We start from the raw sequence: 22002 nt of genomic DNA, 5'->3' as shown, positions 1-22002 counted from the left end.
GGTCATCCCTTGACGCCGCCGCTGGTGAGCCCGGAGATCAGGGCCCGTTGCATGACAAGGCCGATCGCCACGGGCGGCAGGGCGGCAAGCACGCCCGCGGTTGCGATCAAGCCATAATCGGAAACGCGGCCACCGGCGAGATCGGCGATGGCGACGGTGAGCGTCTTGGCGCGCAGGTCGGAGGTGAACAGCAATGCGTAGAAGAACTCGTCCCAGGCAAGCAGGAAGGCAAACAGCGCCGAGGTGGCCATCACAGGTGCTGCCAGCGGCAGGGTAATGATACGCAGCGTCGCAAACAGCCCGGCGCCATCGATCATCGCCGCCGCCTCGATCTCCTTCGGGATGGCATCGAAGCCGGACTTCATCAGCCACGTTGTGAAGGGCGCAAGAATAGTCAGATAGACCAGCGCCAGCCCGAAGACATTGTTGAGCAGGCCAAGGTGCGACAGCCCGAAATAGAGCGGCACCGCCAGCGCCACCGGCGGCAGCATGTAGGTGGCGATCACCATATAGAGCGACCAGCCGACCGCAGGCGTTCGTGATACGGCCCAGGCGGCCGGAATGGCAAGCGCCAGCGCCGCGATCGTCGCCATGCCGGCGACGACAATGCTGTTGATGAGGGAGGCGACAAAGGCCGCACCGGCGCTGTTTTCGATGCTGGAGAGCAATACGCCGTACCGCGAGAAATCCATGGCCTGCGGCCACCAGCGCAATGGTTTTGCTGTGAGATCGGCGGCCGGCGAAATGCTCATGACGAACAGCCAGACGAGCGGCGCGAGGATGACGGCGGCAAGCAGCAGTGCGCAGGCATGGATGAACAGGGAGTACAGGAAGCTCTTGCGTTCCATCAGGCGTTGCTCCCCGCGGTCTTGCGCACAAGCGCAGCATAGCCGGCAGCGAGCGCTGCCACCAGCAAGGTGACGATCAAGGCGAGCGAAGCGCCCGATCCGGCCCGCTGGAAGGAGAATGCCTCCTGGTAGACGAGGATCGACAATGTCCGTGTGCTGTTTGCCGGTCCGCCGCGAGTCATCACCCAGATGATATCGAACACCTTGAACGCTTCGATGGTGCGCAGCACCAGCGCCACCATCAGCGGTCCGGCCAGATATGGCAGGATGACGAAGCGCAAGCGGGCAAACGGACCTGCACCATCGACCAGCGAGGCGGCGGTGATATCGCGCGGCACGGCCTGCAACGCGGCAAGCGCGATCAGCGCCACCAGCGGAAAGTTCTTCCAGCAATCGGCAACGATCAGCGATGCGAGCGCCGTGCCGGGTTCGCCGAGCCAGGAGCGGTAGGCGTCGAGCAAACCGATCTGCGTCAACACCGCGTTCAGCGCGCCATATTCCGGATTGTAGATCAGCCGCCACAGCGTCGCGTTGACAACGGTGGGCAGCGCCCAGGGCAGGATCATCAGTCCGCGCAGAACAGTGCGGCCATAGAATTGCTGATTGAGGAGAAGGGCGGCAAGCACACCGAGAACCATCTCGGCGAAGACTGAAATGATCGCGAATTGCGTCGTGGTGATCAGGGTACGCTGAAAATTGGCGCCCGAAATCGTCTTCACATAGTTGTCGATGCCAACAAAATTTCCGGCGGTCCCGACGAGCCTGGCATCGGTGAAGGAGAGCCCGACCGTATCGGCGAGCGGCCAGCCGATGACGGCAACCATGACGGCGAGCAGCGGCAGCATCAGAAGCCATGCGCGTGTGGTCATAGAGGTCCCGGACATGGGGCTGCTTTTCCTGAAATTCATGGGATGCAAGGTGCCGGGCGGCAGGGAGGGTGCCGCCCGGATATGGTGAATGCGAGCGAAGGGGCGGACCCCCGCGCCTTTAGAGACCGCTGTTTTCGGCGGCGGTCTTCAGCGCATCCTCCGGACTGGTCTGGCCAAGCAGCGCTTCCTGGATTGCCTGCTGCAGGGCGGTGGAAAGCTCCTGGTACTTTGGCGTCGTCGGCCGCGGATACATGGCGGCGAGCCCGAGCTTCGCGGCCGCGATGAGCTCCTCCTGACCCTTGGTCACGGCCGGGTCCTCATAGGACGATGCCCAGATCGGCAGGCTGAGCTTGGCGTACTGGTTCTGGACCTCCTGCGAGGTCATGAAGGTGATGTATTTCCACGCTTCGTCCGGATGCTTGCTGGTCGAGGTGATGCCCAGCCCCATCGAGCCGTTGACCGCCGAAACCTCGCTCTTGCCGGCGACGCCCGGTGCCGGAACGACGCCGACCTTGCCGGCAACCTTGCTGTCCTTGCCTGAATTGGCAAGGTTGTACATATAGGTCCAGTTGAGCGCAAAAGCGGCTTCACCGTTTTCGAACACCTTTCGGACGTCTTCCTCGAGAAACTCCTTGGAATTCGGATTGGAGAGGCCGGAGGTGTAGCTGGACACCATGTATTTCAGCGCATCGAGGCCGCCATCCGTGTGAAACGCCGGCTTGCCGCCATCGAGGAACTTGCCGCCATAGGCACTGACTAGCGTCGTATAATCGCAGATCGCCGCTTCCGCCTGCGACCAGCTCCAGGTGATCGGCGTCGCGAGCAGACCCTTGTCCTTGATGATCTTTGCCTGTTCGGCAAGCTCGTCCCAGGTTTTCGGCGGCGCCTTGATGCCGGCCTTCTCGAGGATTTCCTTGTTGTAGAACAGGTATTTCGTATCGAGGATCCAAGGCATGCCATAATAAGCGCCTTCATACTGGACTGTCGTCCAGGCGCCGGGCAGCACGCCCTTTTTCATGTCGTCGGTGATACGCGAGGACACATCGACCAGAACCTTGTTGGTCGCATATTCGGCCGGCCAGATCACGTCGAACAAGACGACATCGTAACCGCCGCCCGAGCCCTGTGCCAGCACGGTCTTGTCGTGCAGGCCCTCGTAGGGCACGAATTCGAGATTGACCTTGACGTCCGGATTGGCCTTGCTGAACGCCTCCGTCATAGCGCGGACATCCGCCTCGCTATAGGCCGCCTGCGCCATGAACAACGCGTTGAGCGTGGTTTCGGCATAGGCGTTAGTCGCAAGGAATACACCGATCAGTGTCGCGCCGATGAGTGCGTTGCGCTTGGATTTCAACATGTCTTGCCTCCAGTGATTGACAACAATCGTTTCGCCGGCGCGCGATCGCGCGCATCTTTCCGGAAAGCCGCTTTCGGCGACATCCGGCATGCCTTGTCGAAGTGTCGCACGGCCATGGGAGTGTTCCCGCAAGCCGTTCCCGTTCCCATGAGAGCTCTTTGGCTCCCTTCAATAAGTCAATTGATTTGACTTATTTCTTGTTCAATATTCTAATAGTGTCAAGAGGATTTTGCGAGTGAATGCGATGCGGGTGATACGGGGTAAGAGCGGCACCAACCAGGAGGGAACGAGCGCCCATAATCGCCGCGTCATGATCGACGCGCTGCGGCTGAACGGAAAATTGTCCCGCGCCGACCTTGCCCGGGCGTCCGGGCTCACCAAGCAGGCGGTCTCCAACATCATCGACGATCTGGAGCAGGACGGGCTGGTGGTGTCGCTAGCGGCCGTGCGCAAAGGCCGCGGCCAGCCTTCGACGCCGTATCGGCTGGTGCCGGAAGGTGCGTTCGCAATCGGCCTGCAGATCGACCGCCATATGACCCGGGTGATCGCCGTGAACCTTATCGGCACCGTGCTGGTGCGCGCTGAGGCCGACCTGCCACCGGGGGGGCCTGCGAACGGCGTGAGAGTGATCCTCGATCTGATCCAGCAGGCGAGGACAGAACTCGCCGGTATCGCGGAACATTCGCAGAAGCGTCTTGTCGGCCTCTGTGTCGCCATGCCCGGACCATTCGGCCTTGCCTCCGACAATGACGATCAATGGATGATGGCGGCCTGGCAGAATTTTCCGCTGCTTGAAACGCTCGCTGCCGGAACGGGGCTGGAAGTCGCCCTGCAGAACGACGCCGCCGCCTGCGCCACCGCCGAGCGCATGGTCGGCGCCGCCCACGGCATCGATCATGCCGTCTGCCTCTATGTCGGCTACGGCATCGGCGCCGGTCTTATCCTCAATGGCGAGCTTTACGCCGGCGGCAACGGCAATGCCGGCGAAATCGGCATGGCACTTCTGCCGCCAACCGTTCGGCGTCTGGAACAATCATCACTCGAACATCGCGCATCGCTTGCCTCGCTCTACCAGCATCTGAATGCCGATCCGGCCGATCCGGACCTTCACGAACGGTTGACCCTATTGGTCCGCAAGAACGATCCGGCGATCGCCTCATGGATCGACGCCGCTGCCGAAGAACTGCGCTGGGGCGTGCAACTCATCGAAACGATCTTCGATCCGCAGACCGTCATCCTGTGCTCCGGCGCGCCGGAGGCCCTGACCCGCCGGATTTTCGACGCCATCCATCCTCTGCTGCCATCGATCGCAGATCGCCCCGGCCGCACCCTGCCCCGCCTGCAGCTTGGCATGACCGACCCCTGGTCGGTGGCGCTCGGCGCCGCCGCCGAGCCGATCAGCCGCGCCTTCGACCCGCGCTTTTCGGCGATCCTGAAGACCCGCGCCAACGCAGCGGGCTAGAGGTGCGACCATGATGTCCCGTATCCAGCTTCACAGCGACGGCCCTGTACTTTCGAGATTGGTCTGGGGAGCGTACCGCGTCACCAACGATCCGGAGCGGCGCGAGATCGCGCACATCGCCCGCATGGTCGACACATGTCTCGACGCAGGGATCACGACGATCGATCACGCGGATATCTATGGCGGCTACCGGGTCGAGGCGCTCTTCGGCGAGATGCTGGCGAGCCGCCCCGATTTGCGCAACAGGATCGAACTGGTGACGAAATGCGGCATCGCGCTGGTCGGCCCGGCGCGGCCGGATCATCGCATTAAACACTATAACAGCACTCCCCAGCATATTCGGCAGTCGCTCGAAAACTCATTGCGCAATCTGAAAGTCGATCACGTCGATCTGCTGCTTTTGCATCGACCAGATCCCCTGCTTGATGCCGGAGAGGTTGCCGGCGTGCTGGAAACCTTGGTTGCGGAGGGCAAGACCCGCGCTGTCGGCGTTTCGAACTACACGCCCCCGCAATTCGCGCTGCTGCAATCGAAGCTCAACATTCCGCTCGTGGCAAACCAGATCGAGTTGTCCGTCACCCATACGGCACCGCTTCATGACGGCACGCTCGACGACTGCCAGCGCCTCGGTGTACTCCCGATGGCCTGGTCTCCGCTTGGCGGTGGCCGGTTGTTTGACCCGGAGAAGGGCAATCCGAGACTTGTCGAACTGCTGACCGATCTCGCGGCCCGCTACAATGCGGGTGGTCCGGGCGCCATTGCACTTGCGTGGCTGCTGCGTCTGCCCTCCAAACCACTGCCGATCATTGGCTCGACCGACCCCAAACGGGTGCAGGCGCTGGCCCGCGCCGGCGAAATCGAGCTTGAACTTCAGGATTGGTTCCACGTGTTGGAAACGGCAACCGGGCGACCGGTGCCTTAGCTGGTTTCCGGAGAGCCCATCAGGCAACCCGGAAAGCCATGACGAAGCAACCGAGCGCACCGACGGACGACAGCGTCCGCACATGGTTCCACCTGACCCAATCGACGAGATAGGTCGAGGACCACAGCCGGGCGGCCTCCTCGCTTTGCGGCTGCAATGCCACGAGAACATTGTTCATCGGCACATTGAAGACCATCGTCACCAGGATCGTGCCGGCGAGGAAAAGAAATCCACCTGCGATCACGTAGAGCCTCGCCGGGCTGCCGGTCATGAACCCACCAGCGACGAGCACAAGCGACAGAAGCGCCGTTCCGAAGAAGGCCAGCATGAACCACGGATTGAGGATGACGACATTGATCGACTGCATGGCGGCAATGCCCTGCTCAGCAGGCAGGCGCCCGAGCGCGGCCATGATGCAGACGGAGAAGATGAAGAACAGACCGGCATTGAGGCCGGCGCCGATCGCCGCGGAAAAGATCAAAAAGGAAAAAACGCCAGCCATCATGTCAGGTCTCCCAGGTTGCAGCCGTTTTCACGCGCATAGTCGGAAAAGTAACCCGGCGTAAGGCCGAGCACCTGGGCATACGTCAGGCTTTCGTTGCCGCCGTAAAGAGGTGTGGTGAAGAGATAGGTCACAAGCCAGATGGTGTCACCCGGAAATCCTGATCCAAAAGCCTCGCCTCATCCTTTCACTGCGATCATCGCTGCCGCTTTTTCCGCGATCATGATGACCGGCGAATTGGTATTGCCCGAAACGATCGCCGGCATGATCGAGGCATCGACGACCCGGAGATTGGCAATCCCATGAACCCGCAACTGGGGATCGACGACGGCCATTGTGTCACCGCCCATCTTGCAGGTGCCGACCGGATGAAAGATCGTTGTCGCGATATCGCCTGCGCGACGGATCAGGTCCTCGTCGCTCTGGAACTCGGTCCCCGGCAGCATCTCCTGCGGACGGTATTTCCCGATTGCCTTCGCCGCCATCAACCGGCGGGCATGACGGATCGATTTCGTCGCGACGATCCTGTCTCCAGCCGTCGACAGATAGTTGGGCCGGATTTCCGGCGCCGCCGACAGGTCCGCGTCAGTGACATGTACCGTCCCCCGGCTTTCCGGCCGCAGGTTACAGACGGAAACGGTGACCGCCGGATAGCGATGCAGCGGCTCGCCGAGGCGATCGGTGCTGAGCGGCTGCACGTGATATTCGAGATCGGCGGTCGCCACGGCAGGATCGCTCTTGGCAAAGATGCCGAGCTGGCTGGGTGCCATCGACAGCGGCCCGGAACGCCATAGCGCATATTCGAGCCCCATCCCGGCGCGGGTGAAGAGGTTATGGTAGAGCTGGTTCAACGTCTTTGCGCCTTCGATGCGGAAGACGGTGCGGATCTGCAGATGATCCTGCAGGTTTTCACCGACGCCAGGCAATTCATGGCTGACATCGATGCCGGCGGCGGACAGCACCTGCGGCCGGCCGACCCCCGAAAACTCCAGTATCTTCGGCGAATTGATCGCGCCCGCCGAAAGGATCACCTCTCGGCCTGCGCGGGCGACATGGAGCTGCCCGTTCCGCCGGAAGCGGACACCGGTAGCTTGTCTGCCGTCAAGCTCGAGACGTTCGGTCTCCGCTCCGGTCAATACCCGCAGATTGGGCCGCTTCATCGCCGGACGAAGAAAGGCCTTCGTGGTGTTCCAGCGCAACCCGCCGCGCTGGTTCACCTCGAAATAACCCGATCCCTCGTTGTCGCCAGCGTTGAAATCGTCCGTCTTCGGGATGCCGAGTTCCTCGGCCGCGTCGCGAAAAGCATCGAGGATCGGCCAGGAGAGCCGCTGTTTTTCCACCCGCCATTCGCCGCCGGCCCCATGCATCTGAGACTTGCCGCGATAACTGTCCTCCGATTTCAGGAAATAGGGCAGGACATCGTCCCAGCCCCAGCCGGTATTGCCCGCCTGCCGCCAGCCGTCATAGTCCGCCGCCTGCCCGCGCATGTAGATCATGCCGTTGATCGAGGAGCAGCCACCCAGCACCTTTCCGCGCGGGTATGGCAGGGAGCGGCCGTTCAGCCCTTTTTCCGCCGCGGTCCTCATCATCCAGTCGGTGCGCGGATTGCCCATGCAGTAGAGATAGCCGATCGGTACATGCACCCAATGGTAGCGGTCGCTTGCCCCTGCCTCCAGGAGAAGGACCCGTGTCTTCGGATCAGCCGACAGCCGGTTCGCCAACACACATCCCGCCGAGCCCGCGCCGACGATAATGAAATCATAACTGCCCGCATCGACTGCGGCCTCATTCGCATGCCTGTTCACGCCGCCACTCCCGGTGCCGCAGCCTCGACTGCCGTCTCCGAAGCCACAGCGGCTTCAGGGTATCGGCGATATCCCGAGACCGACCGTATCGCAGCGCATAACGCCCCTCAAGCGAGACGTTCAGACGATAGAACGCTCCCTCCGCACCATCGCGGCGGCCGCGCCGTCTAGGCGCAGAAGACGTGCGCGCTCGCCGGGTCGAAACCAAGCGATACCGTGTCTCCCCGTGCCAGGCCGGCGGTCGCCTCGTGTCCAAAGGGCAAGCGCACCGACAGCGCCTCGCCGGACGGAACCATTGCGGCGACATGGATGTTGCTGCCGAGGAAGGTGATGTCCGTGACGGTAGCCGACAGGCCGTTGCCGCCGCCTTGTCCACGCTTGAGGGAGAGGCGTTCGGGGCGCAGCATCAAGGCGGCCTTGCTACCGGCCGCAGCGCTGCCATGCATGGGAACGCCGCTGATCGTCATGTCCGTGCCCACCGCGAGTTCCGCCCGTCCGTCCCGGGCAGAGAGCACGCGGCAGGTGACGAAATCGCTGTCACCGATGAACTCCGCAACGAAGCGGGTGGCAGGATTGGCATAGAGCTGCGGGCCGGTACCGATCTGGTCGATCACGCCCTTGGAGAACACAGCAATGCGATCGGACAACCGCAGCGCCTCCTCCTGGTCGTGCGTCACGTAGAGGATGGTCACCTCGGTTTCCTGATGGATGCGGCGGATCTCGTGCTGGATTTCCTCGCGCAGCTTCTTGTCGAGCGCCGACAGCGGCTCATCCATCAAAAGCACCGGCGGATCGTAGGCGAGCGCCCGCGCCAGCGCCACGCGCTGCTGTTGACCACCCGACATCTGTGCCGGCTTGCGGTCCTCGAACCCTTCGAGCCGGACGAGCTTCAGCATCTTCGCCACCTTGGCGTCGATCTCGGCCTTGGGAAGACGCCGGACCTTCAGGGGAAACGCGATGTTCTCGCCGACCGACAGATGCGGAAACAGCGTGTAGCGCTGGAACACCATGCCGATATTGCGCTTGTGCGAGGGCGTCGCGATCAGGCTCTGGCCGTTCAGCAGGATATCGCCCGCCGTCGGGTTCTCGAAGCCGGCGAGGATGTAGAGCGTCGTGCTCTTGCCCGATCCGGAGGGGCCGAGAAACGTCATGAACTCGCCGCGCTCGACCGTGAGGCTGACCTCCCGGATGGCCGTGACGATGCCGTAGTCTTTTCTCAAGCTGCGGATTTGCAGGAAGGGTGCGGTCATGATTTCAGTCCTTTGCGCAGCAGCGCGACCAGAAGCATCAGGGCAATGGTGATGACGATCAGAAGGGTGGAGGCGGCGGCGATCACGGGCGTCAGGTCCTGCCGCAGCGTGGCCCAGATCTTGACGGGCAGCGTCTGCAGGGTCGGGCTCGCCATGAAGATCGCCAGCACGACTTCATCCCAGGACGTCAGAAACGAGAAGACAGCTGCCGAAAATAGCCCATGGCTGATCGACGGCAGGGTAATCCGCAGCTTCGCCTCCAGCGGGCTCGCCCCACAGAGCACGGCCGCGTCCTCGATCGACTTGTCGAAACCTTCCAGCGCATTGGTGATGGAGAGGATCGAGAACGGCAGCGCCACGACCAGATGGGCAATGACGAAGCCGGTCACCGTTCCGTTGAGCCCTATGCGCAGGAAAAAGGCATAGAGAGCGACGGCAAGCACCACGACCGGCAGGATCATCGGCGTCAGGAACAGTGCCCGCAGACCCTCCTTGCCGATGAAGCGGCCCCGCACCAGACCGAACGAGGCGACGAGACCGATGAGGACCGACAGAACCGTGACGATGGCGGCGATGTAGAAGCTCGTCCCGGCAGCCTCGAGCCAGCGCGGATCGGCAAAAAAGGCTTCATACCATTTCAGCGTCCAGCTAGGCGGAGGAAAGATCAGCCATTGCGACGAGCCGAAGGACAACGCCGCGATAAAGACGATCGGCAGGATCAGAAAGGCCGCCGTCAGGCCGGTGATGGCGATGAGCGCCCATTTCCATCCGCCAAGGCGATCGAAATTCAACAGCATCTCAGCGTCCTTCCATGCGGGCGGTCCCGAACAGGCGAAGCTGTACGGCGTAGAGTGCCAGGGTGACGACGAGAAGCACCAGCGCCGCCGCGCCGCCCATGCCCCAATTGACCAGCGATTGAACAAACTGCGCAATCAGTTCGGCCAGCATCATGTTTGCCGTGCCGCCCAAAAGCGCCGGGGTAACGAAGTAACCGAGCGACATGACGAAGACCATGAGCGCGCCGGCGACCATGCCGGGGGCGGCGAGCGGGATGAGAACGCGCGTCAGCGCCTGCCAGCGGGTTGCGCCGCATAGCGCCGCCGCCTGCAGGATGGCCGGATCGATCTTGCGGATGACGCCATAGAGCGGCAGGATGATGAAGGGCAGCATGATATAGGTCATGCCGATGGTGACGCCGACAAGGTTGTTGACCAGCGGCAACGGCTCGCTGATCAGGCCTAATCCCATCAGCGTCTTGTTGATGACGCCGGTGCGCTGCAACAGCACCATCCAGGCATAGGTGCGCGTGAGAAGATTTGTCCACATCGACAGAAGCAAAACGGCAAAGACGATCGAGGCCCAGCGCGTCGGCATGATGGCGAGTGCCCAGGCGACAGGAAAGCCGATCGCGAGTGTCACCACGGTCACCAGTGCGGACACGCTGAAGGTGTTCAGGAATATCTTCAGATAGGTGGTCGAGGCGAGCAGGGCCTTGTAGTTGCCGAGGCCAAGCTCAGGCTCCATCACGCTGCGCAACAGCAGCGACACCACCGGCAGGATGAAGAACACCACGAGCAGCAGCAGTGCCGGAACGGTCAGGGCGAAATTCCTCGACCGGACCGAGCGGACGTTGCCCATCGCCGTTGTGTTGTCTCGCTCGGTCAGCAAGGCCATGCCGAAAACCCCTTATCAGAACGGTTCCGTCGAGTGCGGAAGGCGGAGCGCGAACCGGTCGCGCCCCGCCGATGACGCCTTACTTGGCTTGCCACGCGTACCAGCGTTCGCCGATCGCATCGCGGTTTGCCGCCCAGTATTCCATGTCGGCATTGATCTGGCTCGCCGACTGCATGTCCGGCAGGGTCATGCGAATCTTTTCATCCATGATGGCGCTGGAATCGAGGTTGATCGGGGCGTAGCCGGTGTTGATCGCCATGTTCGCCTGGGCATCGGCGCTGGTTGCAGCCGCAATGAACTTCATCGCCGCTTCCTTGTTCTTCGTGCCCTTCGGCACGACCAGGGCGTCTGCCGCGGTGATGTTCTGCTCCCATGACGTTTCGACGGTGACGCCGGTTTCGGCAAGCGCCGTCAGGCGCCCGTTCCAGAACGACCCGAACGGCGCTTCCGCGGAAGCCAGCAGCTGCTGCGATTGCGCACCGCCGGTCCACCAGATGATGTCGGCCTTGATGGTATCGAGCTTCTTGAAGGCGCGATCCAGATCAAGCGGATATAGCTTCTCGGGCGCAACGCCGTCCGCCAGCAAGGCAGCTTCGATCACGCCGGGTGCCGACCACTTGTAGAACGTCCGCTTTCCGGGGAACTTGGCGGTGTCGAACAGGTCCGCCCAGGTCTTCGGGCAGGCCGAGACGGCATCCTTGTTGCAGCCGATGACAAAGGAATAATAAAAGCTGCCGACGGAATAGTCGGTCAAGAAGCGCGGATCGAGCTTCGACTTGTCGATGACCGAGAAATCCAGCTTTTCGAGCAGGCCGGCCTTGCCAGCCTGGACGGCATAGTCGCCCTCGACGTCGACCACGTCCCACGTGACGCTTCCGGCCTCGACCATGGCTTTGAGCTTACCATAATCGGTCGGTCCGTCCTGCACCACGTTGATGCCGGTTGCCGATGTGAACGGATCGGCCCAGGCGGCCTTCTGTGCATCCTGGGTGGTTCCGCCCCAACTGGTGAACACCAGATCGGCGGCCGCGGCCGTGGTGGACAGGCCGAGTGTGGCGGCCATGGCCGCGATGATGAATGTCTTTGTCATGTTCCCTTGCTCCGTTATTGTTGGACTGCGTTCTGATGGTTTGCAGCGATCTGCGCCGCTGTTTGTGGACCCGTTGACGCCGGAGTTTTCCCTCCTCCGGCATGTAGGCCACCTGTGATCACGCCGGTCGCGATCCTCCCGTTGGTGAAAAGGCTGCCGGTTTCATGATCTTGTTTTCGGCAACCTCGATCAGGTCGCGGATCTTCGGCAGAAAACCCTGCCAGTCCGGATCGGCCATCAGGCCGCCGCGGCGCGCCTCGCGATCATCGAGACTGGAAAAACCCCAGATGTGGACGATCTCGTTGATCGGGCCGATTTCCGAGAAGAAATAGCCGATGAGGTCGCCGAGATGCTTTTTCTGGATCGCGATGCCTTCCTCTTCCACGACCTTGAGATAGGCCGGGATGGCACCGTTCTTCAGCCGGTAGGTGCGGATTTCGTAGAACATCGTCGTCACCGCATCACGAAGGGATCGGGGATCGGATCATCGGACGTCCGGAGCCACACGGTCTTGGTGCGGGTGTAGCTGAGTGCCGCCGCATGCCCGCCTTCGCGCCCGTCGCCGGAAAGGCCCGAGCCGCCGAAGGGCGCAATCGGCGACACCGCCCGGTAGGTGTTGACCCAGACGATGCCGGCGCGGATCGCTTTCATCAGCCGGTGCGCCCGCGTCAGGTTCTGCGTGAAGATGCCCGACGCGAGCCCATAGGGCGTGCTGTTGGCAAGCTCGATCGCTTCGGCCTCCGTCTCGAAGGAAATGACGGAGAGGACCGGGCCGAAGAATTCCTTGTCCAGCGACGGCGCGCTCGTGCCGTCGCAATCGAGAATGGTCGGGCGATAGAAATAGCCCTCCCCGGCCGGCGCCGAGCCGCCGGTTACGACCTTGGCACCCGCATCGAGCGAGGCGGCGACCAGGGTTTCGATATGCCGGCGCTGCCGTTCCGTTGCCAGCGGCCCTACTTCGGTGTCCATGGAGAGCGGTGAACCGATGCGGATCGCCTCGGCCTTGGCAGCGAGGATTTCGAGGAAGCGGTCCTTGACGCTACGCTCGACGATCAGCCGGGAGGCGGCGACGCAGCTCTGGCCGGTGGCGGCAAAGATGCCGGCGACCTGCGCATTCGCCGCACTTTCGAGATCGGCATCGGCAAAGACGATGAGCGGCGACTTGCCACCCAGTTCGAGCGAGGTCGAGGCGAGGTTTTCCGCCGAGCTGCGCACGATATGGCGGGCGGTCTCGGCGCCGCCGGTAAAGGCGATATGGGCGACTTTCGAATGCGCGGTGAGCGCAGCGCCGCAGGTGGCCCCAAAGCCGGTGATGACATTGACGACACCGGGCGGGAAACCGGCCTCGTCGACGAGCCGGGCAAATTCGAGCAGCGGCGCCGGGCCATCTTCCGATGCCTTGACGACGATCGTGCAGCCGGCGGCAAGCGCCGGGCCGATCTTGACGGCGGCGAGGAAGAGCTGGCTGTTCCAGGGCACGATGGCCGCGACGACACCGACGGGCTCGCGGCGCAGCCAGACGTCCATATCCGGCTTGTCGATCGGCAGGAAGGCGCCTTCGATCTTGTCGGCGAGCCCCGCATAATAGCGATAATAGTCGGCGACATAGGCGATCTGCGAGGACGTCTCGCGGATGATCTTGCCAGTATCGCGGGTTTCGAGCTCGGCCAGCCGCGGCACGCTCGCCGCGATGAGATCGGCGAGCCGGTAGAGCAGCTTGCCACGCTGCGTCGCCGTCATCCGCGCCCAGCGGCCGCCGCCGTGCAGCGCCTGATGGGCCGCTTCGACCGCGCGGTCGACATCGGCCTTACGGCTCTCGGGCATCTCCGCCCACGCAGCGCCTGTTGCGGGATCAACGCTTTGAAAACGCGCCTCGCCATTGCCGAAACGTCCGTCGATGTAACATTGGAACTGCTGCATCACCCTACTCCCCGAATGCCGGCATGACATCGGCGATGAAACGCTCCAGCGAGGCCTTCTTGCGCTCGAAGCTCATACCGGTGTCGATCCAGAAGGAATATTCGTCATAGCCCATGGCCTCATAAGCCTTGAGCCGGTTGATGACGTCGCCGGCGCTGCCGACCACGTTGTTTGCCCGCATGACGTCCGCCGACAGCATCGCATTGGCGGCGATATCCTCGGCCGGGATCCGCTCGATCAGGCCCTGATGGATCGGCTTCTCGTTCTTGAACCAGGCAAAGAAGTAATTGTAGTAGACGCTCATCTCATGGGCGGCCTGCGTGATGTCGGCCTCGTCGGACCCGACATAGGTGTGGCGCAGAAGCATGATCTTCGGCCGCTCGACGGCAGCGTGCTTGGCGCAGGCCTCGTTGAAGCGTCCCATCAGCGTCTCGACCTCATCGTCACCCTGCCAGAGCGGCGTCACCTGCACGTTGCAGCCATTGACGACCGCGAATTCATGGGAGTTCGGATCGCGCGCCGCCACCCAGATCGGCGGGTGCTGCTGGATCGGCTTCGGCGCAGAGGTGGTCGACGGGAACTTGTAGAACTCGCCGTCATGGGCGTAGTCGCCTTCCCACAATTTCTTCACCGCGGGAATGAGTTCGCGCATGCGCTGGCCGGCCCCCCAGGCATCGAGGCCCGGCAGCAACCGCTCATATTCGAAGGTATAGGCGCCGCGCGCGATGCCGATATCCAGCCGGCCGTCGCAGATGAGGTCCGCCATCGCCGCCTCGCCGGCGAGCTTGATCGGATGCCAGAACGGCGCAATCACCGTACCTGTGCCCAGCCGCACCTTGCTGGTCCGGCGTGCCAGATCGGCGATGGTCACGAACGGGTTGGGGGCGATGGTGAAGTCCATGCCGTGATGCTCGCCGGTCCATATGGCGTGCATGCCGCCCTTGTCGGCGATCTCGCAGAGCGCCACGAATTCCTCGTACAGGCGCTTGTGATCCTGACCGGCATCGAGCCGCTCCATATGGACGAAGAGGGAAAATTTCATCGCGATCAGGCCTTCCTTGATACCGGGTGAACTTTGCCGGCCGTCTCATTGCCGAAATAAACGCCGAAATTGCCGATGGAATTTTCCAGATCGAAGCGTCGGAGGATATCGGCGGTGGCAGTGGTGTCGAATGTCTGCTTCAATGCCTCGGCGGGCGGCAGGAAGCGTCCGGTGGCCGGCTCCCCGGCTAGCGCGGTTGCGCGGTAGACGATATGTTGCCGGTTGTCGGCGCGACTTTCATAGACGGAATAGAGAAAGCCGATGGACACGCTCAGTCCCGTGAGCGTCTCAAGGTAATCCCGCAGCATCTGCGTCGGCTCGCCGCCTTCCATGGCGCAGGTGGGAAGGCTGAGAACGTCGCTTCCAAGCAGAAGGACGGAGCCGTTGCGTTCGATCACGGCGCTCAACTGTGCTGCGCCTTCAGCCGCCGCCGAAACCGCCTTGCCCGCCAATGCCGGCGTGAAATAGCTGCCCCGGGCATAACCCAAACCATTCAGGCCGCTGTTGGCGAACGCCTTGACCCGGCCGGTCATGATGACGTGGTCGCCCGCATCCAGCACCTGTTCGGTCGCGCAATCGAACCAGGCCGCGACATCGGAAAAGATCGGCGAACCTTCAGGTCCCTTCTTCCATTCGACGGCGGTAAAGCGGTCCTCGACCGGACGGGCGAAGGTGTTGGAAACATCTTTCTGGGCTTCGGACAGGATATTGACCGCGAAGCCGGCTGACCCGGTCATTGCCGCAAAATTCCGCGAGGTCTTTGCCAGGCAGATCAGCAGCAACGGCGGATCGAGCGACACCGAGGTGAAGGAATTGGCCGTGAAGCCGATCGGCTGTCCGGATGGGTCATGGGCCGTCACCACCGTCACGCCGGTTGGAAAAGCGCCGAACGCATCGCGCAGGGCACGCGCATCGAAACCCGCTTCGCTCATCTCATCTCCTCCGGTTTCGCCAGCCAGTCCGAGAGGATCGCATTGACCTCGTCGGGCGCCGTCAGATTGACCATGTGCCGGTGGCCGCCGATCAGCACGGCGTAACCGGCAGGCGCCGCATCCGCCATGGCCTGCGCCATGGCCGGGGTCGAATTGGGATCGTCGGTTCCAGTCAGAAACAGTGCCGGACATCCGACATTCGGCCAGCAATCGGCATAGGTGCTGTCACCGGCGGCAAAGGCGGCATAGGCCGTAGCATACCCCCCGCGATCGACCGAAGACAGCCACCGATGGGTCAGGCGGTAGGCATCGCTTTCCTGACTGCCCGTCCCGAACCAGCGCAGCAGCGGACCGTCGACATCGATCTGCCCGGCCCGGATCTCCCGCGCCCGGTCAATGACCGCGGCACTTGCAGCAGCATCGCGACGATAGACGCCGTTCAACAGCGCCACGCGGGTAATTCGCGCACCGAACGTCGCGGCCGCACCGCCGGCAATCAGGGCACCCATGGAGTGTCCGGCGACATTGATGCGCTCAAGCCCCAGATCGTCGAGGAAAAGGCCAAGCCACGCAACGAAGGCTTCAAGCCCAGCCTCGCCTGACAAGGGCCGGCTCTCGCCATGCCCCGGCATGTCGACTGCGATCACACGATGGCTCTTGCCGAGCGCCGCCATCTGCGGCGCCCAGGCTTCCAGCCGCATGCCGACGCCATGGATAAGCACCAGCGGTTCGCCGGCGCCCTGCTCCGCATAGGCCGTGCCGTTCTTGGTGTGCAACCGCCGGACCGCTTCCATGTCAGCCTCAGACCGCTGCCGGGTTGTTCACGTCGCTGCCAAGATCCTTGAGGTCCTGGTAGCGATCGCCGATGCGATGATGCGGACGGCCGCCGACCGAGGCGCCAAGCGCGACAACAATCTCATTGGCCGCCGGCGCGTCGGCGATCGACGTCTGGATGGTGAGGTAGTGCGAGCGGCGCCCCTCGTCGTTCTTGTCCATCAGCGGGATCATGACAGGCGCATTGGCCGGGCCACGCGTGTTGCAGAACGCAAGATAGGACTTTGCACCGACCGCGGTGCGATAGTGGTTGCCGAAACGCAGCGTATGGATCAGCGCGGAAGCATGCTCGATCTCGCCATCAAGCCCGACGATCGCCGCCTTGCCATAGGCCTCGACCTTTTCGCCCGACCCGACGGCCTCGATGATCATGCGCGTAAGGAGCTCACCGAGCACCGGCGCCGCCGCGTGGATTTCCGGCTTGAGATCTTCGACGAACCCCCGTCCGGCCCAGGGATTCTTCACCACGGCCATCGCCGCGTAAAGCTTCAGCGGCGTCTGGGCGGCCTTGCCGCCCTCGACCAGCGTGGTTTCCACCTGAAGAAGTGTCTTGCGGATTTCGATAGCCAAGGCCGTTTTCCTTCTATGTCGATATTCCGTATGATGGTATACCATAATATCACGTGTCAAGTCTTGTTTGGAATCATTTCTGTGTCTATGAGTGAACCATGAACCAGAAGCTTTTCGCCCCGACTGCCGAAACCGCCCGGAAGCTGGAATCGCTCCGGATCGAAACCCCGCCGGTAACCCTTCGGGAAATGGCGCTCGAACGGCTGCGCAACGCCATCATTGCCGGCCTTTTCAGCCCCGGACAGCGCCTCGTCGAGCGTACGCTCTGCGACCAGCTCGGCGTCTCTCGCTCCGTCATCCGCGAAGTGCTGCGCCATCTCGAAACGGAAGGTCTTATCGAGACGGCGCCGAAACAAGGGCCGATCGTCGCCCTGATCGACTGGCGCCAGGCGCGGCAGATCTACGACGTCCGCATCGCGCTCGAAACGACGGCGGTCGCCGATTGCGCCCGCAACGCCGATACGGCGACGAAGGAAAAGCTGAAGACGGTCCTGAAGGATCTTGATCGCAATTCGCGCAAGAACGACGCCTTGACGATCCTTGCCGCGACAACCGAATTTTACGAAACGATCTTCCTGTCGGGCGGCCACGAGATCGCCTGGGACATCGTCAAGCGGCTGAACAGCCGCATTTCGCGGCTGCGGGTCATGACCCTTTCCACTACCAACCGCACCGTATCGGGCCCGGCGAGAATGCGCGAAATCTTCAACGCCATCGAGCGCAACGATCCGGATGCGGCCGCAGCAGCATGCCGTGCCCATATCGAGGAGGCAGCCCGAATTGCGCAAAGCCTGCTGACGCCCGTGGATCAGACCAGACCCGCACCGGTCTGAAACCAGCACCCGCGCCCGCCGGACAGATGATTGCGGACGACGCTTGGTGCGCCCTCTCCCTTCGTACCAATTGACTTATCAGGGCCGAGGCATACCTTTTCTTGATCGCAACCGTCTTTCACCCGCAACGGTGACGAGCGGTGCGGTCCGGCTGCGGCGGCAAAAATGGGAGGCGCAGGCCGGTGTTTCGGGCAACCTGGAGGAGGATTGCAATGCGAGGCGACGTTCTGACGATAGGCTTGTTGGTCATTCTTCTCTGTCCGCCCAGTACGCTTGCCCAGGAAGGCGATGCGGAGGCAGGCGCCGCCGTCTTCAAGAAATGCGCAACCTGTCATGTAGTCGATAGCGACAAGAACAAGGTCGGTCCCTCGCTGAAGGGCCTGTTCGGCAGGAAGGCCGGAACACATCCGGATTTCAGCTACTCGTCGGGGATGAAGGCGGCTGGCGAAGGCGGACTTGTCTGGGACGAAACAACGCTGCGCGACTATCTGCACAATCCAAAGGCGAAAGTGAAAGGCACGAAAATGGCCTTCGCCGGGGTTAAGAAGGACGACGAAATCACCAACCTCATCGCCTATCTCAAACAATTCCCCTGATGAGAAAAGTCCGCACGTACTCTTTAGGCTTATGCAAGCTGCTAATTGCCTGAATTTGTTGTTCGTGCGATACTGACCCGGCAATTCTACAGGTTACGAATTCATGTCCACAGCCGTCCGAGGCAGGGAGGGGACAGGAAATGGCTGTAGTGCTTATTCTCGTCATTCTGGCAGTTGGATCCGTGCTGTTCCATCTGTTCAGCCCATGGTGGTGGACGCCAATTGCGTCTAACTGGAACTACATCGACAATACCATCATCATCACGTTCTGGATCACCGGCTTCGTCTTCGTCGCCGTGGTGCTGTTCGTCGCCTATTGCGTCCTTCGCTTCCGGCATCGCCCGGGAAACCGCGCCGCCTATGAACCGGAAAACAAAAAACTGGAAGTCTGGCTCGCTTCGGTGACAAGCATCGGCGTTGCCGCCATGCTGGCGCCTGGGCTTTTCGTGTGGCATCAGTTCGTCACCGTTCCAGCCGGAACGACCGAGGTCGAGGTCGTCGGCCAGCAGTGGCTCTGGAGTTTCCGTCTGCCCGGCGCCAATGGCAAGCTCGGCACCTCCGAGACCCGCGCGATCGGCGACGGCAATACGCTCGGCGTGAACCCCAATGACCCGAACGGTCTCGACGACCTCATCATCGAAGGCGGCGAATTGCACCTGCCGGTCGGAAAACCCGTCAAGATGCTGTTGCGCTCGGTCGATGTGCTGCACGATTTCTACGTCCCCGAATTCAGGGCGAAGATGGACATGATACCGGGCATGGAGACCTATTTCTGGTTTACTCCGACCCGAACCGGGACGTTCGAAGTTCTCTGCGCCGAACTCTGCGGCACCGGTCATCCGCAAATGCGCGGCACCGTCGTGGTCGATAACGAGGCCGACTATCAGACATGGCTGCAAGAGCAGCAGACCTTCACCCAGCTCCTCGCAGCAAGACAGGAAGAAACGACGATTGCATCCAGCACGTCCTCCGCGAAATAGCAGGCGTGCAAGAAGACGAAGCGGGAGGGAAATGATGGTCGATATCAGGTCCGATGCAAGCGAAGTCATTCCACTGGCGGAAGTGGAGGATGTCGAGCTTTATCATCCGAAGAGTTGGTGGACGAAATATGTCTTCAGCCAGGATGCCAAGATCATCGCCATTCAATATTCGATCACCGCGACGGCCATCGGCATGGTGGCGCTGGTGCTCTCCTGGCTGATGCGCCTGCAACTCGGCTTTCCCGGCACGTTCGATTTCATCGACGCCGATCACTATTACCAGTTCATCACCATGCACGGCATGATCATGGTGATCTATCTCCTGACTGCGTTGTTTCTCGGCGGCTTCGGCAACTATCTCATCCCCTTGATGGTCGGCGCCCGCGACATGGTCTTTCCCTATGCCAACATGCTGAGCTACTGGCTCTACCTGCTCGCCGTCCTCGTCCTGGCCGCCGGCTTTTTCGCACCCGGCGGACCGACAGGCGCCGGTTGGACGCTCTATCCGCCGCAGGCCATCCTCTCAGGCACGCCGGGCGGCAAGGATTGGGGCATCCTCCTGATGCTGTCGTCGCTTATCCTGTTCATCATCGGCTTTACCATGGGTGGGTTGAACTATGTCGTCACCGTGCTGCAGGCGCGCGCCCGCGGCATGACGCTGATGCGCCTGCCGCTGACGATCTGGGGTATCTTCACCGCAACGATCATGGCGCTGCTCGCCTTTCCCGCCCTCTTCGTCGCCGCCGTGATGATGCTGTTCGACAGGCTTCTCGGAACCAGTTTCTTCATGCCGGCCATCGTCGAGATGGGCGAGCAGCTGAAACAGGGGGGCGGCAGCCCGATCCTGTTCCAGCATCTCTTCTGGTTCTTCGGCCACCCCGAAGTCTATATCGTTGCCCTTCCCGCCTTTGGCATCGTGTCCGATCTGATCAGCACCCACGCGAGGAAGAACATCTTCGGCTACCGCATGATGGTCTGGGCGATCGTCATCATCGGCGCGCTCTCCTTCATCGTCTGGGCGCATCACATGTATGTCAGCGGCATGAACCCGAAATTCGGTTTCTTCTTCGCCACGACGACGCTGATCATCGCGGTTCCAACCGCGATCAAGGTCTATAACTGGGTGCTGACCCTCTGGCGCGGCGACATCCACCTGTCGCTGCCTATGCTGTTTGCGCTTGCCTTCATCGTCACCTTCGTCAATGGCGGGCTGACGGGCCTGTTCCTCGGCAACGTCGTCGTCGACGTGCCCCTGTCCGACACGATGTTCGTCGTCGCGCATTTCCACATGGTCATGGGCGTGGCGCCGATCATGGTGATTTTCGGGGCGATCTATCACTGGTATCCGAAAGTCACCGGACGGATGCTGAACGAGGCGATGGGCCAGATCCACTTCTGGGTCACCTTCCTCGGCGCCTACTTGATCTTTTTCCCGATGCACTATCTCGGCCTGTTGGGCATCCCGCGCCGCTATCATGAACTTGGCGAAACGGCCTTTATTCCCGAATCGGCCCACACGCTGAATGCGTTCATCTCCGTCATGGCGCTCACCGTCGGCGCCGCCCAGATCCTCTTCCTGTTCAACCTCGTCTGGAGCCTGAAGAAGGGTAGAGAGGCCGGCGGCAACCCTTGGCGGGCGACGACGCTCGAATGGCAGACGCCGCAAACTCCGCCCGCCCATGGCAACTGGGGCAAGGAACTGCCCGTGGTCTATCGTTGGCCCTATGACTACAGCGTACCGGGCGCCGCCGAAGACTTCATTCCGCAAAACCAGCCGGGGCTCGGCGGGCCGACGCGAGAGGCGGTGTGATGAGCGTCATGCTGCTCTTCCTCGCCACTATCGCCGTCATCATCATCTGGTGGATGGCGGGGCAGCGGCTGACTTCCAGGCCATGGCTCGAAGTGGGGCACCTTGGACAACCGGGAGGCGGTGAACGATCGCCCATCCCGCCTGCAAAAATCGGCCTCTATGTGTTTCTCGCTGTCGTCGGCGCCCTCTTCAGCCTCTTCATCAGCGCCTATCTGATGCGGGTCGGAACGCCCGACTGGTGGTCGACGCCTATTCCCCGACTGCTATGGCTGAACACCGCCGCCCTGATTGTCAGCAGCGCGGCGATGCAATGGGCCAAAACTGAAGCGCAACACGGCCGCAGCGACACCGTGAAAACCGCCCTCCTTGCCGCACTTGCGACTGCGGTCCTTTTTCTCACCGGACAAATCTTCGCCTGGCGGGAACTGACGCAGGCGGGCTACGTGCTCGCCGACAATCCGGCGAACAGCTTCTTCTACGTGATCACCGGAATGCATGGCCTCCACATTCTCGGCGGCCTTGTGGCCCTTGGCCGGACGATGACGAAGGCCTGGGGCGCCCCCGCATCACGCAGCCTGCGCCTGAGCGTGGATCTCTGTGCCGTCTATTGGCACTTCATGCTCGCCGTTTGGCTGGTCCTGTTTGCACTCTTCGCTGGCTGGGCAAATGATTTCGCCGATCTTTGCCGGCAATTGCTCACATAGGG

Annotated in this window: 22 protein-coding genes; 7 read left to right on the top strand and 15 right to left on the bottom strand. The window is 62.1% G+C overall.

What is annotated here, in order from left to right:
- Positions 1-2: 2 nt before the first annotated feature.
- From ACSQ2W_RS12325 to ACSQ2W_RS12315, 3 genes are all read right to left on the bottom strand, one after another.
- Complete coding sequence (locus tag ACSQ2W_RS12325; RefSeq protein WP_436086487.1) at positions 3-848, bottom strand: carbohydrate ABC transporter permease; 846 nt, start codon at positions 846-848, stop codon at positions 3-5.
- Positions 848-1732 carry a carbohydrate ABC transporter permease gene (locus tag ACSQ2W_RS12320; protein WP_436086486.1) on the bottom strand — a complete coding sequence of 295 codons (885 nt, stop codon included), beginning with the start codon at positions 1730-1732 and terminating at the stop codon, positions 848-850. Before ACSQ2W_RS12320 ends, ACSQ2W_RS12325 begins: the two co-directional genes overlap by 1 nt.
- Before the next feature lie 103 nt (positions 1733-1835).
- Positions 1836-3074: an extracellular solute-binding protein gene (locus ACSQ2W_RS12315; protein WP_436086485.1), complete on the bottom strand. Its 1239-nt coding sequence runs from the start codon at positions 3072-3074 to the stop codon at positions 1836-1838.
- 235 nt (positions 3075-3309) lie between these two features.
- On the opposite strand from ACSQ2W_RS12315, the gene ACSQ2W_RS12310 reads away from it, so the two are divergent.
- Complete coding sequence (locus tag ACSQ2W_RS12310; RefSeq protein ID WP_436086484.1) at positions 3310-4536, top strand: ROK family protein; 1227 nt, start codon at positions 3310-3312, stop codon at positions 4534-4536.
- Between the two features lie 10 nt (positions 4537-4546).
- The gene (locus tag ACSQ2W_RS12305; RefSeq protein ID WP_436086483.1) at positions 4547-5458 is read left to right on the top strand and encodes an aldo/keto reductase; all 912 of its coding nucleotides are present in this window, start codon (positions 4547-4549) and stop codon (positions 5456-5458) included.
- Positions 5459-5477: 19 nt separating this feature from the next.
- On the opposite strand, the gene ACSQ2W_RS12300 is transcribed toward ACSQ2W_RS12305, so the two are convergent.
- From ACSQ2W_RS12300 to ACSQ2W_RS12245, 12 genes are all read right to left on the bottom strand, one after another.
- Positions 5478-5960: a DUF1772 domain-containing protein gene (locus ACSQ2W_RS12300; RefSeq protein ID WP_436087768.1), complete on the bottom strand. Its 483-nt coding sequence runs from the start codon at positions 5958-5960 to the stop codon at positions 5478-5480.
- Between the two features lie 179 nt (positions 5961-6139).
- A complete protein-coding gene (locus tag ACSQ2W_RS12295; protein ID WP_436086482.1) occupies positions 6140-7765 on the bottom strand; it encodes a GMC family oxidoreductase in 1626 nt (541 codons plus the stop codon).
- 167 nt (positions 7766-7932) lie between these two features.
- Positions 7933-9015, bottom strand: a complete 1083-nt coding sequence (locus ACSQ2W_RS12290) for an ABC transporter ATP-binding protein (RefSeq protein WP_436086481.1) — start codon at positions 9013-9015, stop codon at positions 7933-7935.
- A complete protein-coding gene (locus tag ACSQ2W_RS12285) occupies positions 9012-9812 on the bottom strand; it encodes an ABC transporter permease (protein ID WP_436086480.1) in 801 nt (266 codons plus the stop codon). Before ACSQ2W_RS12285 ends, ACSQ2W_RS12290 begins: the two co-directional genes overlap by 4 nt.
- A gap of 1 nt (position 9813) precedes the next feature.
- Entirely contained in the window at positions 9814-10653 is an 840-nt protein-coding gene (locus tag ACSQ2W_RS12280) for an ABC transporter permease (protein ID WP_436087767.1), read from the bottom strand.
- Between the two features lie 115 nt (positions 10654-10768).
- On the bottom strand, positions 10769-11779 hold the full coding sequence (locus tag ACSQ2W_RS12275; RefSeq protein WP_436086479.1) for an ABC transporter substrate-binding protein: 1011 nt from the start codon (positions 11777-11779) through the stop codon (positions 10769-10771).
- Between the two features lie 118 nt (positions 11780-11897).
- A complete protein-coding gene (locus ACSQ2W_RS12270) occupies positions 11898-12227 on the bottom strand; it encodes an NIPSNAP family protein (RefSeq protein ID WP_436086478.1) in 330 nt (109 codons plus the stop codon).
- 5 nt (positions 12228-12232) lie between these two features.
- A complete protein-coding gene (locus ACSQ2W_RS12265) occupies positions 12233-13699 on the bottom strand; it encodes an aldehyde dehydrogenase (protein WP_436086477.1) in 1467 nt (488 codons plus the stop codon).
- A 4-nt stretch (positions 13700-13703) separates the two neighbouring features.
- Positions 13704-14741 (bottom strand): LLM class flavin-dependent oxidoreductase, encoded by a 1038-nt coding sequence (locus ACSQ2W_RS12260; protein WP_436086476.1) that lies wholly within the window; start codon positions 14739-14741, stop codon positions 13704-13706.
- A 5-nt stretch (positions 14742-14746) separates the two neighbouring features.
- On the bottom strand, positions 14747-15673 hold the full coding sequence (locus ACSQ2W_RS12255) for a flavin reductase (protein WP_436086475.1): 927 nt from the start codon (positions 15671-15673) through the stop codon (positions 14747-14749).
- A complete protein-coding gene (locus ACSQ2W_RS12250) occupies positions 15670-16467 on the bottom strand; it encodes an alpha/beta fold hydrolase (protein WP_436086474.1) in 798 nt (265 codons plus the stop codon). The genes ACSQ2W_RS12255 and ACSQ2W_RS12250 overlap by 4 nt, the downstream gene beginning before the upstream one ends.
- 7 nt (positions 16468-16474) lie before the next feature.
- Entirely contained in the window at positions 16475-17077 is a 603-nt protein-coding gene (locus tag ACSQ2W_RS12245) for an amino acid synthesis family protein (RefSeq protein ID WP_436080337.1), read from the bottom strand.
- A 98-nt stretch (positions 17078-17175) separates the two neighbouring features.
- Here ACSQ2W_RS12245 and ACSQ2W_RS12240 point away from each other — a divergent pair, with 98 nt between their 5' ends.
- From ACSQ2W_RS12240 to ACSQ2W_RS12220, 5 genes are all read left to right on the top strand, one after another.
- Positions 17176-17910, top strand: a complete 735-nt coding sequence (locus tag ACSQ2W_RS12240) for a GntR family transcriptional regulator (protein WP_436086473.1) — start codon at positions 17176-17178, stop codon at positions 17908-17910.
- A 212-nt stretch (positions 17911-18122) separates the two neighbouring features.
- Positions 18123-18506: a c-type cytochrome gene (locus ACSQ2W_RS12235; RefSeq protein WP_436086472.1), complete on the top strand. Its 384-nt coding sequence runs from the start codon at positions 18123-18125 to the stop codon at positions 18504-18506.
- 140 nt (positions 18507-18646) lie between these two features.
- Entirely contained in the window at positions 18647-19486 is an 840-nt protein-coding gene (locus tag ACSQ2W_RS12230; RefSeq protein ID WP_436086471.1) for a cytochrome c oxidase subunit II, read from the top strand.
- 34 nt (positions 19487-19520) lie between these two features.
- Positions 19521-21296 (top strand): cytochrome c oxidase subunit I, encoded by a 1776-nt coding sequence (gene ctaD / locus ACSQ2W_RS12225; RefSeq protein ID WP_436086470.1) that lies wholly within the window; start codon positions 19521-19523, stop codon positions 21294-21296.
- Positions 21296-22000, top strand: a complete 705-nt coding sequence (locus ACSQ2W_RS12220; protein WP_436086469.1) for a cytochrome c oxidase subunit 3 — start codon at positions 21296-21298, stop codon at positions 21998-22000. The genes ctaD and ACSQ2W_RS12220 overlap by 1 nt, the downstream gene beginning before the upstream one ends.
- The last annotated feature ends 2 nt before the right edge of the window (positions 22001-22002 follow it).

Origin of the sequence: Pararhizobium sp. LjRoot255, assembly GCF_964252905.1 — a bacterium.
Lineage (GTDB): Bacteria > Pseudomonadota > Alphaproteobacteria > Rhizobiales > Rhizobiaceae > Pararhizobium.
Note: the sequence above shows the minus strand (reverse complement) of the source record. Positions and strands in the feature narration are given on the sequence as shown.

What these genes read in the sequence shown, in the direction of transcription:
- ACSQ2W_RS12250 (WP_436086474.1), bottom strand. Translation starts at nt 16,467, where the DNA reads ATGGAAGCGGTCCGGCGGTTGCACACCAAGAACGGCACGGCCTATGCG.
- ACSQ2W_RS12230 (WP_436086471.1), top strand. Translation starts at nt 18,647, where the DNA reads ATGGCTGTAGTGCTTATTCTCGTCATTCTGGCAGTTGGATCCGTGCTG.
- ACSQ2W_RS12285 (WP_436086480.1), bottom strand. Translation starts at nt 9,812, where the DNA reads ATGCTGTTGAATTTCGATCGCCTTGGCGGATGGAAATGGGCGCTCATC.
- ctaD (WP_436086470.1), top strand. Translation starts at nt 19,521, where the DNA reads ATGGTCGATATCAGGTCCGATGCAAGCGAAGTCATTCCACTGGCGGAA.
- ACSQ2W_RS12280 (WP_436087767.1), bottom strand. Translation starts at nt 10,653, where the DNA reads ATGGGCAACGTCCGCTCGGTCCGGTCGAGGAATTTCGCCCTGACCGTT.
- ACSQ2W_RS12300 (WP_436087768.1), bottom strand. Translation starts at nt 5,960, where the DNA reads ATGGCTGGCGTTTTTTCCTTTTTGATCTTTTCCGCGGCGATCGGCGCC.
- ACSQ2W_RS12260 (WP_436086476.1), bottom strand. Translation starts at nt 14,741, where the DNA reads ATGAAATTTTCCCTCTTCGTCCATATGGAGCGGCTCGATGCCGGTCAG.
- ACSQ2W_RS12220 (WP_436086469.1), top strand. Translation starts at nt 21,296, where the DNA reads ATGAGCGTCATGCTGCTCTTCCTCGCCACTATCGCCGTCATCATCATC.
- ACSQ2W_RS12270 (WP_436086478.1), bottom strand. Translation starts at nt 12,227, where the DNA reads ATGTTCTACGAAATCCGCACCTACCGGCTGAAGAACGGTGCCATCCCG.
- ACSQ2W_RS12325 (WP_436086487.1), bottom strand. Translation starts at nt 848, where the DNA reads ATGGAACGCAAGAGCTTCCTGTACTCCCTGTTCATCCATGCCTGCGCA.
- ACSQ2W_RS12240 (WP_436086473.1), top strand. Translation starts at nt 17,176, where the DNA reads ATGAACCAGAAGCTTTTCGCCCCGACTGCCGAAACCGCCCGGAAGCTG.
- ACSQ2W_RS12235 (WP_436086472.1), top strand. Translation starts at nt 18,123, where the DNA reads ATGCGAGGCGACGTTCTGACGATAGGCTTGTTGGTCATTCTTCTCTGT.
- ACSQ2W_RS12265 (WP_436086477.1), bottom strand. Translation starts at nt 13,699, where the DNA reads ATGCAGCAGTTCCAATGTTACATCGACGGACGTTTCGGCAATGGCGAG.
- ACSQ2W_RS12320 (WP_436086486.1), bottom strand. Translation starts at nt 1,732, where the DNA reads ATGTCCGGGACCTCTATGACCACACGCGCATGGCTTCTGATGCTGCCG.
- ACSQ2W_RS12255 (WP_436086475.1), bottom strand. Translation starts at nt 15,673, where the DNA reads ATGAGCGAAGCGGGTTTCGATGCGCGTGCCCTGCGCGATGCGTTCGGC.
- ACSQ2W_RS12315 (WP_436086485.1), bottom strand. Translation starts at nt 3,074, where the DNA reads ATGTTGAAATCCAAGCGCAACGCACTCATCGGCGCGACACTGATCGGT.
- ACSQ2W_RS12275 (WP_436086479.1), bottom strand. Translation starts at nt 11,779, where the DNA reads ATGACAAAGACATTCATCATCGCGGCCATGGCCGCCACACTCGGCCTG.
- ACSQ2W_RS12290 (WP_436086481.1), bottom strand. Translation starts at nt 9,015, where the DNA reads ATGACCGCACCCTTCCTGCAAATCCGCAGCTTGAGAAAAGACTACGGC.
- ACSQ2W_RS12305 (WP_436086483.1), top strand. Translation starts at nt 4,547, where the DNA reads ATGATGTCCCGTATCCAGCTTCACAGCGACGGCCCTGTACTTTCGAGA.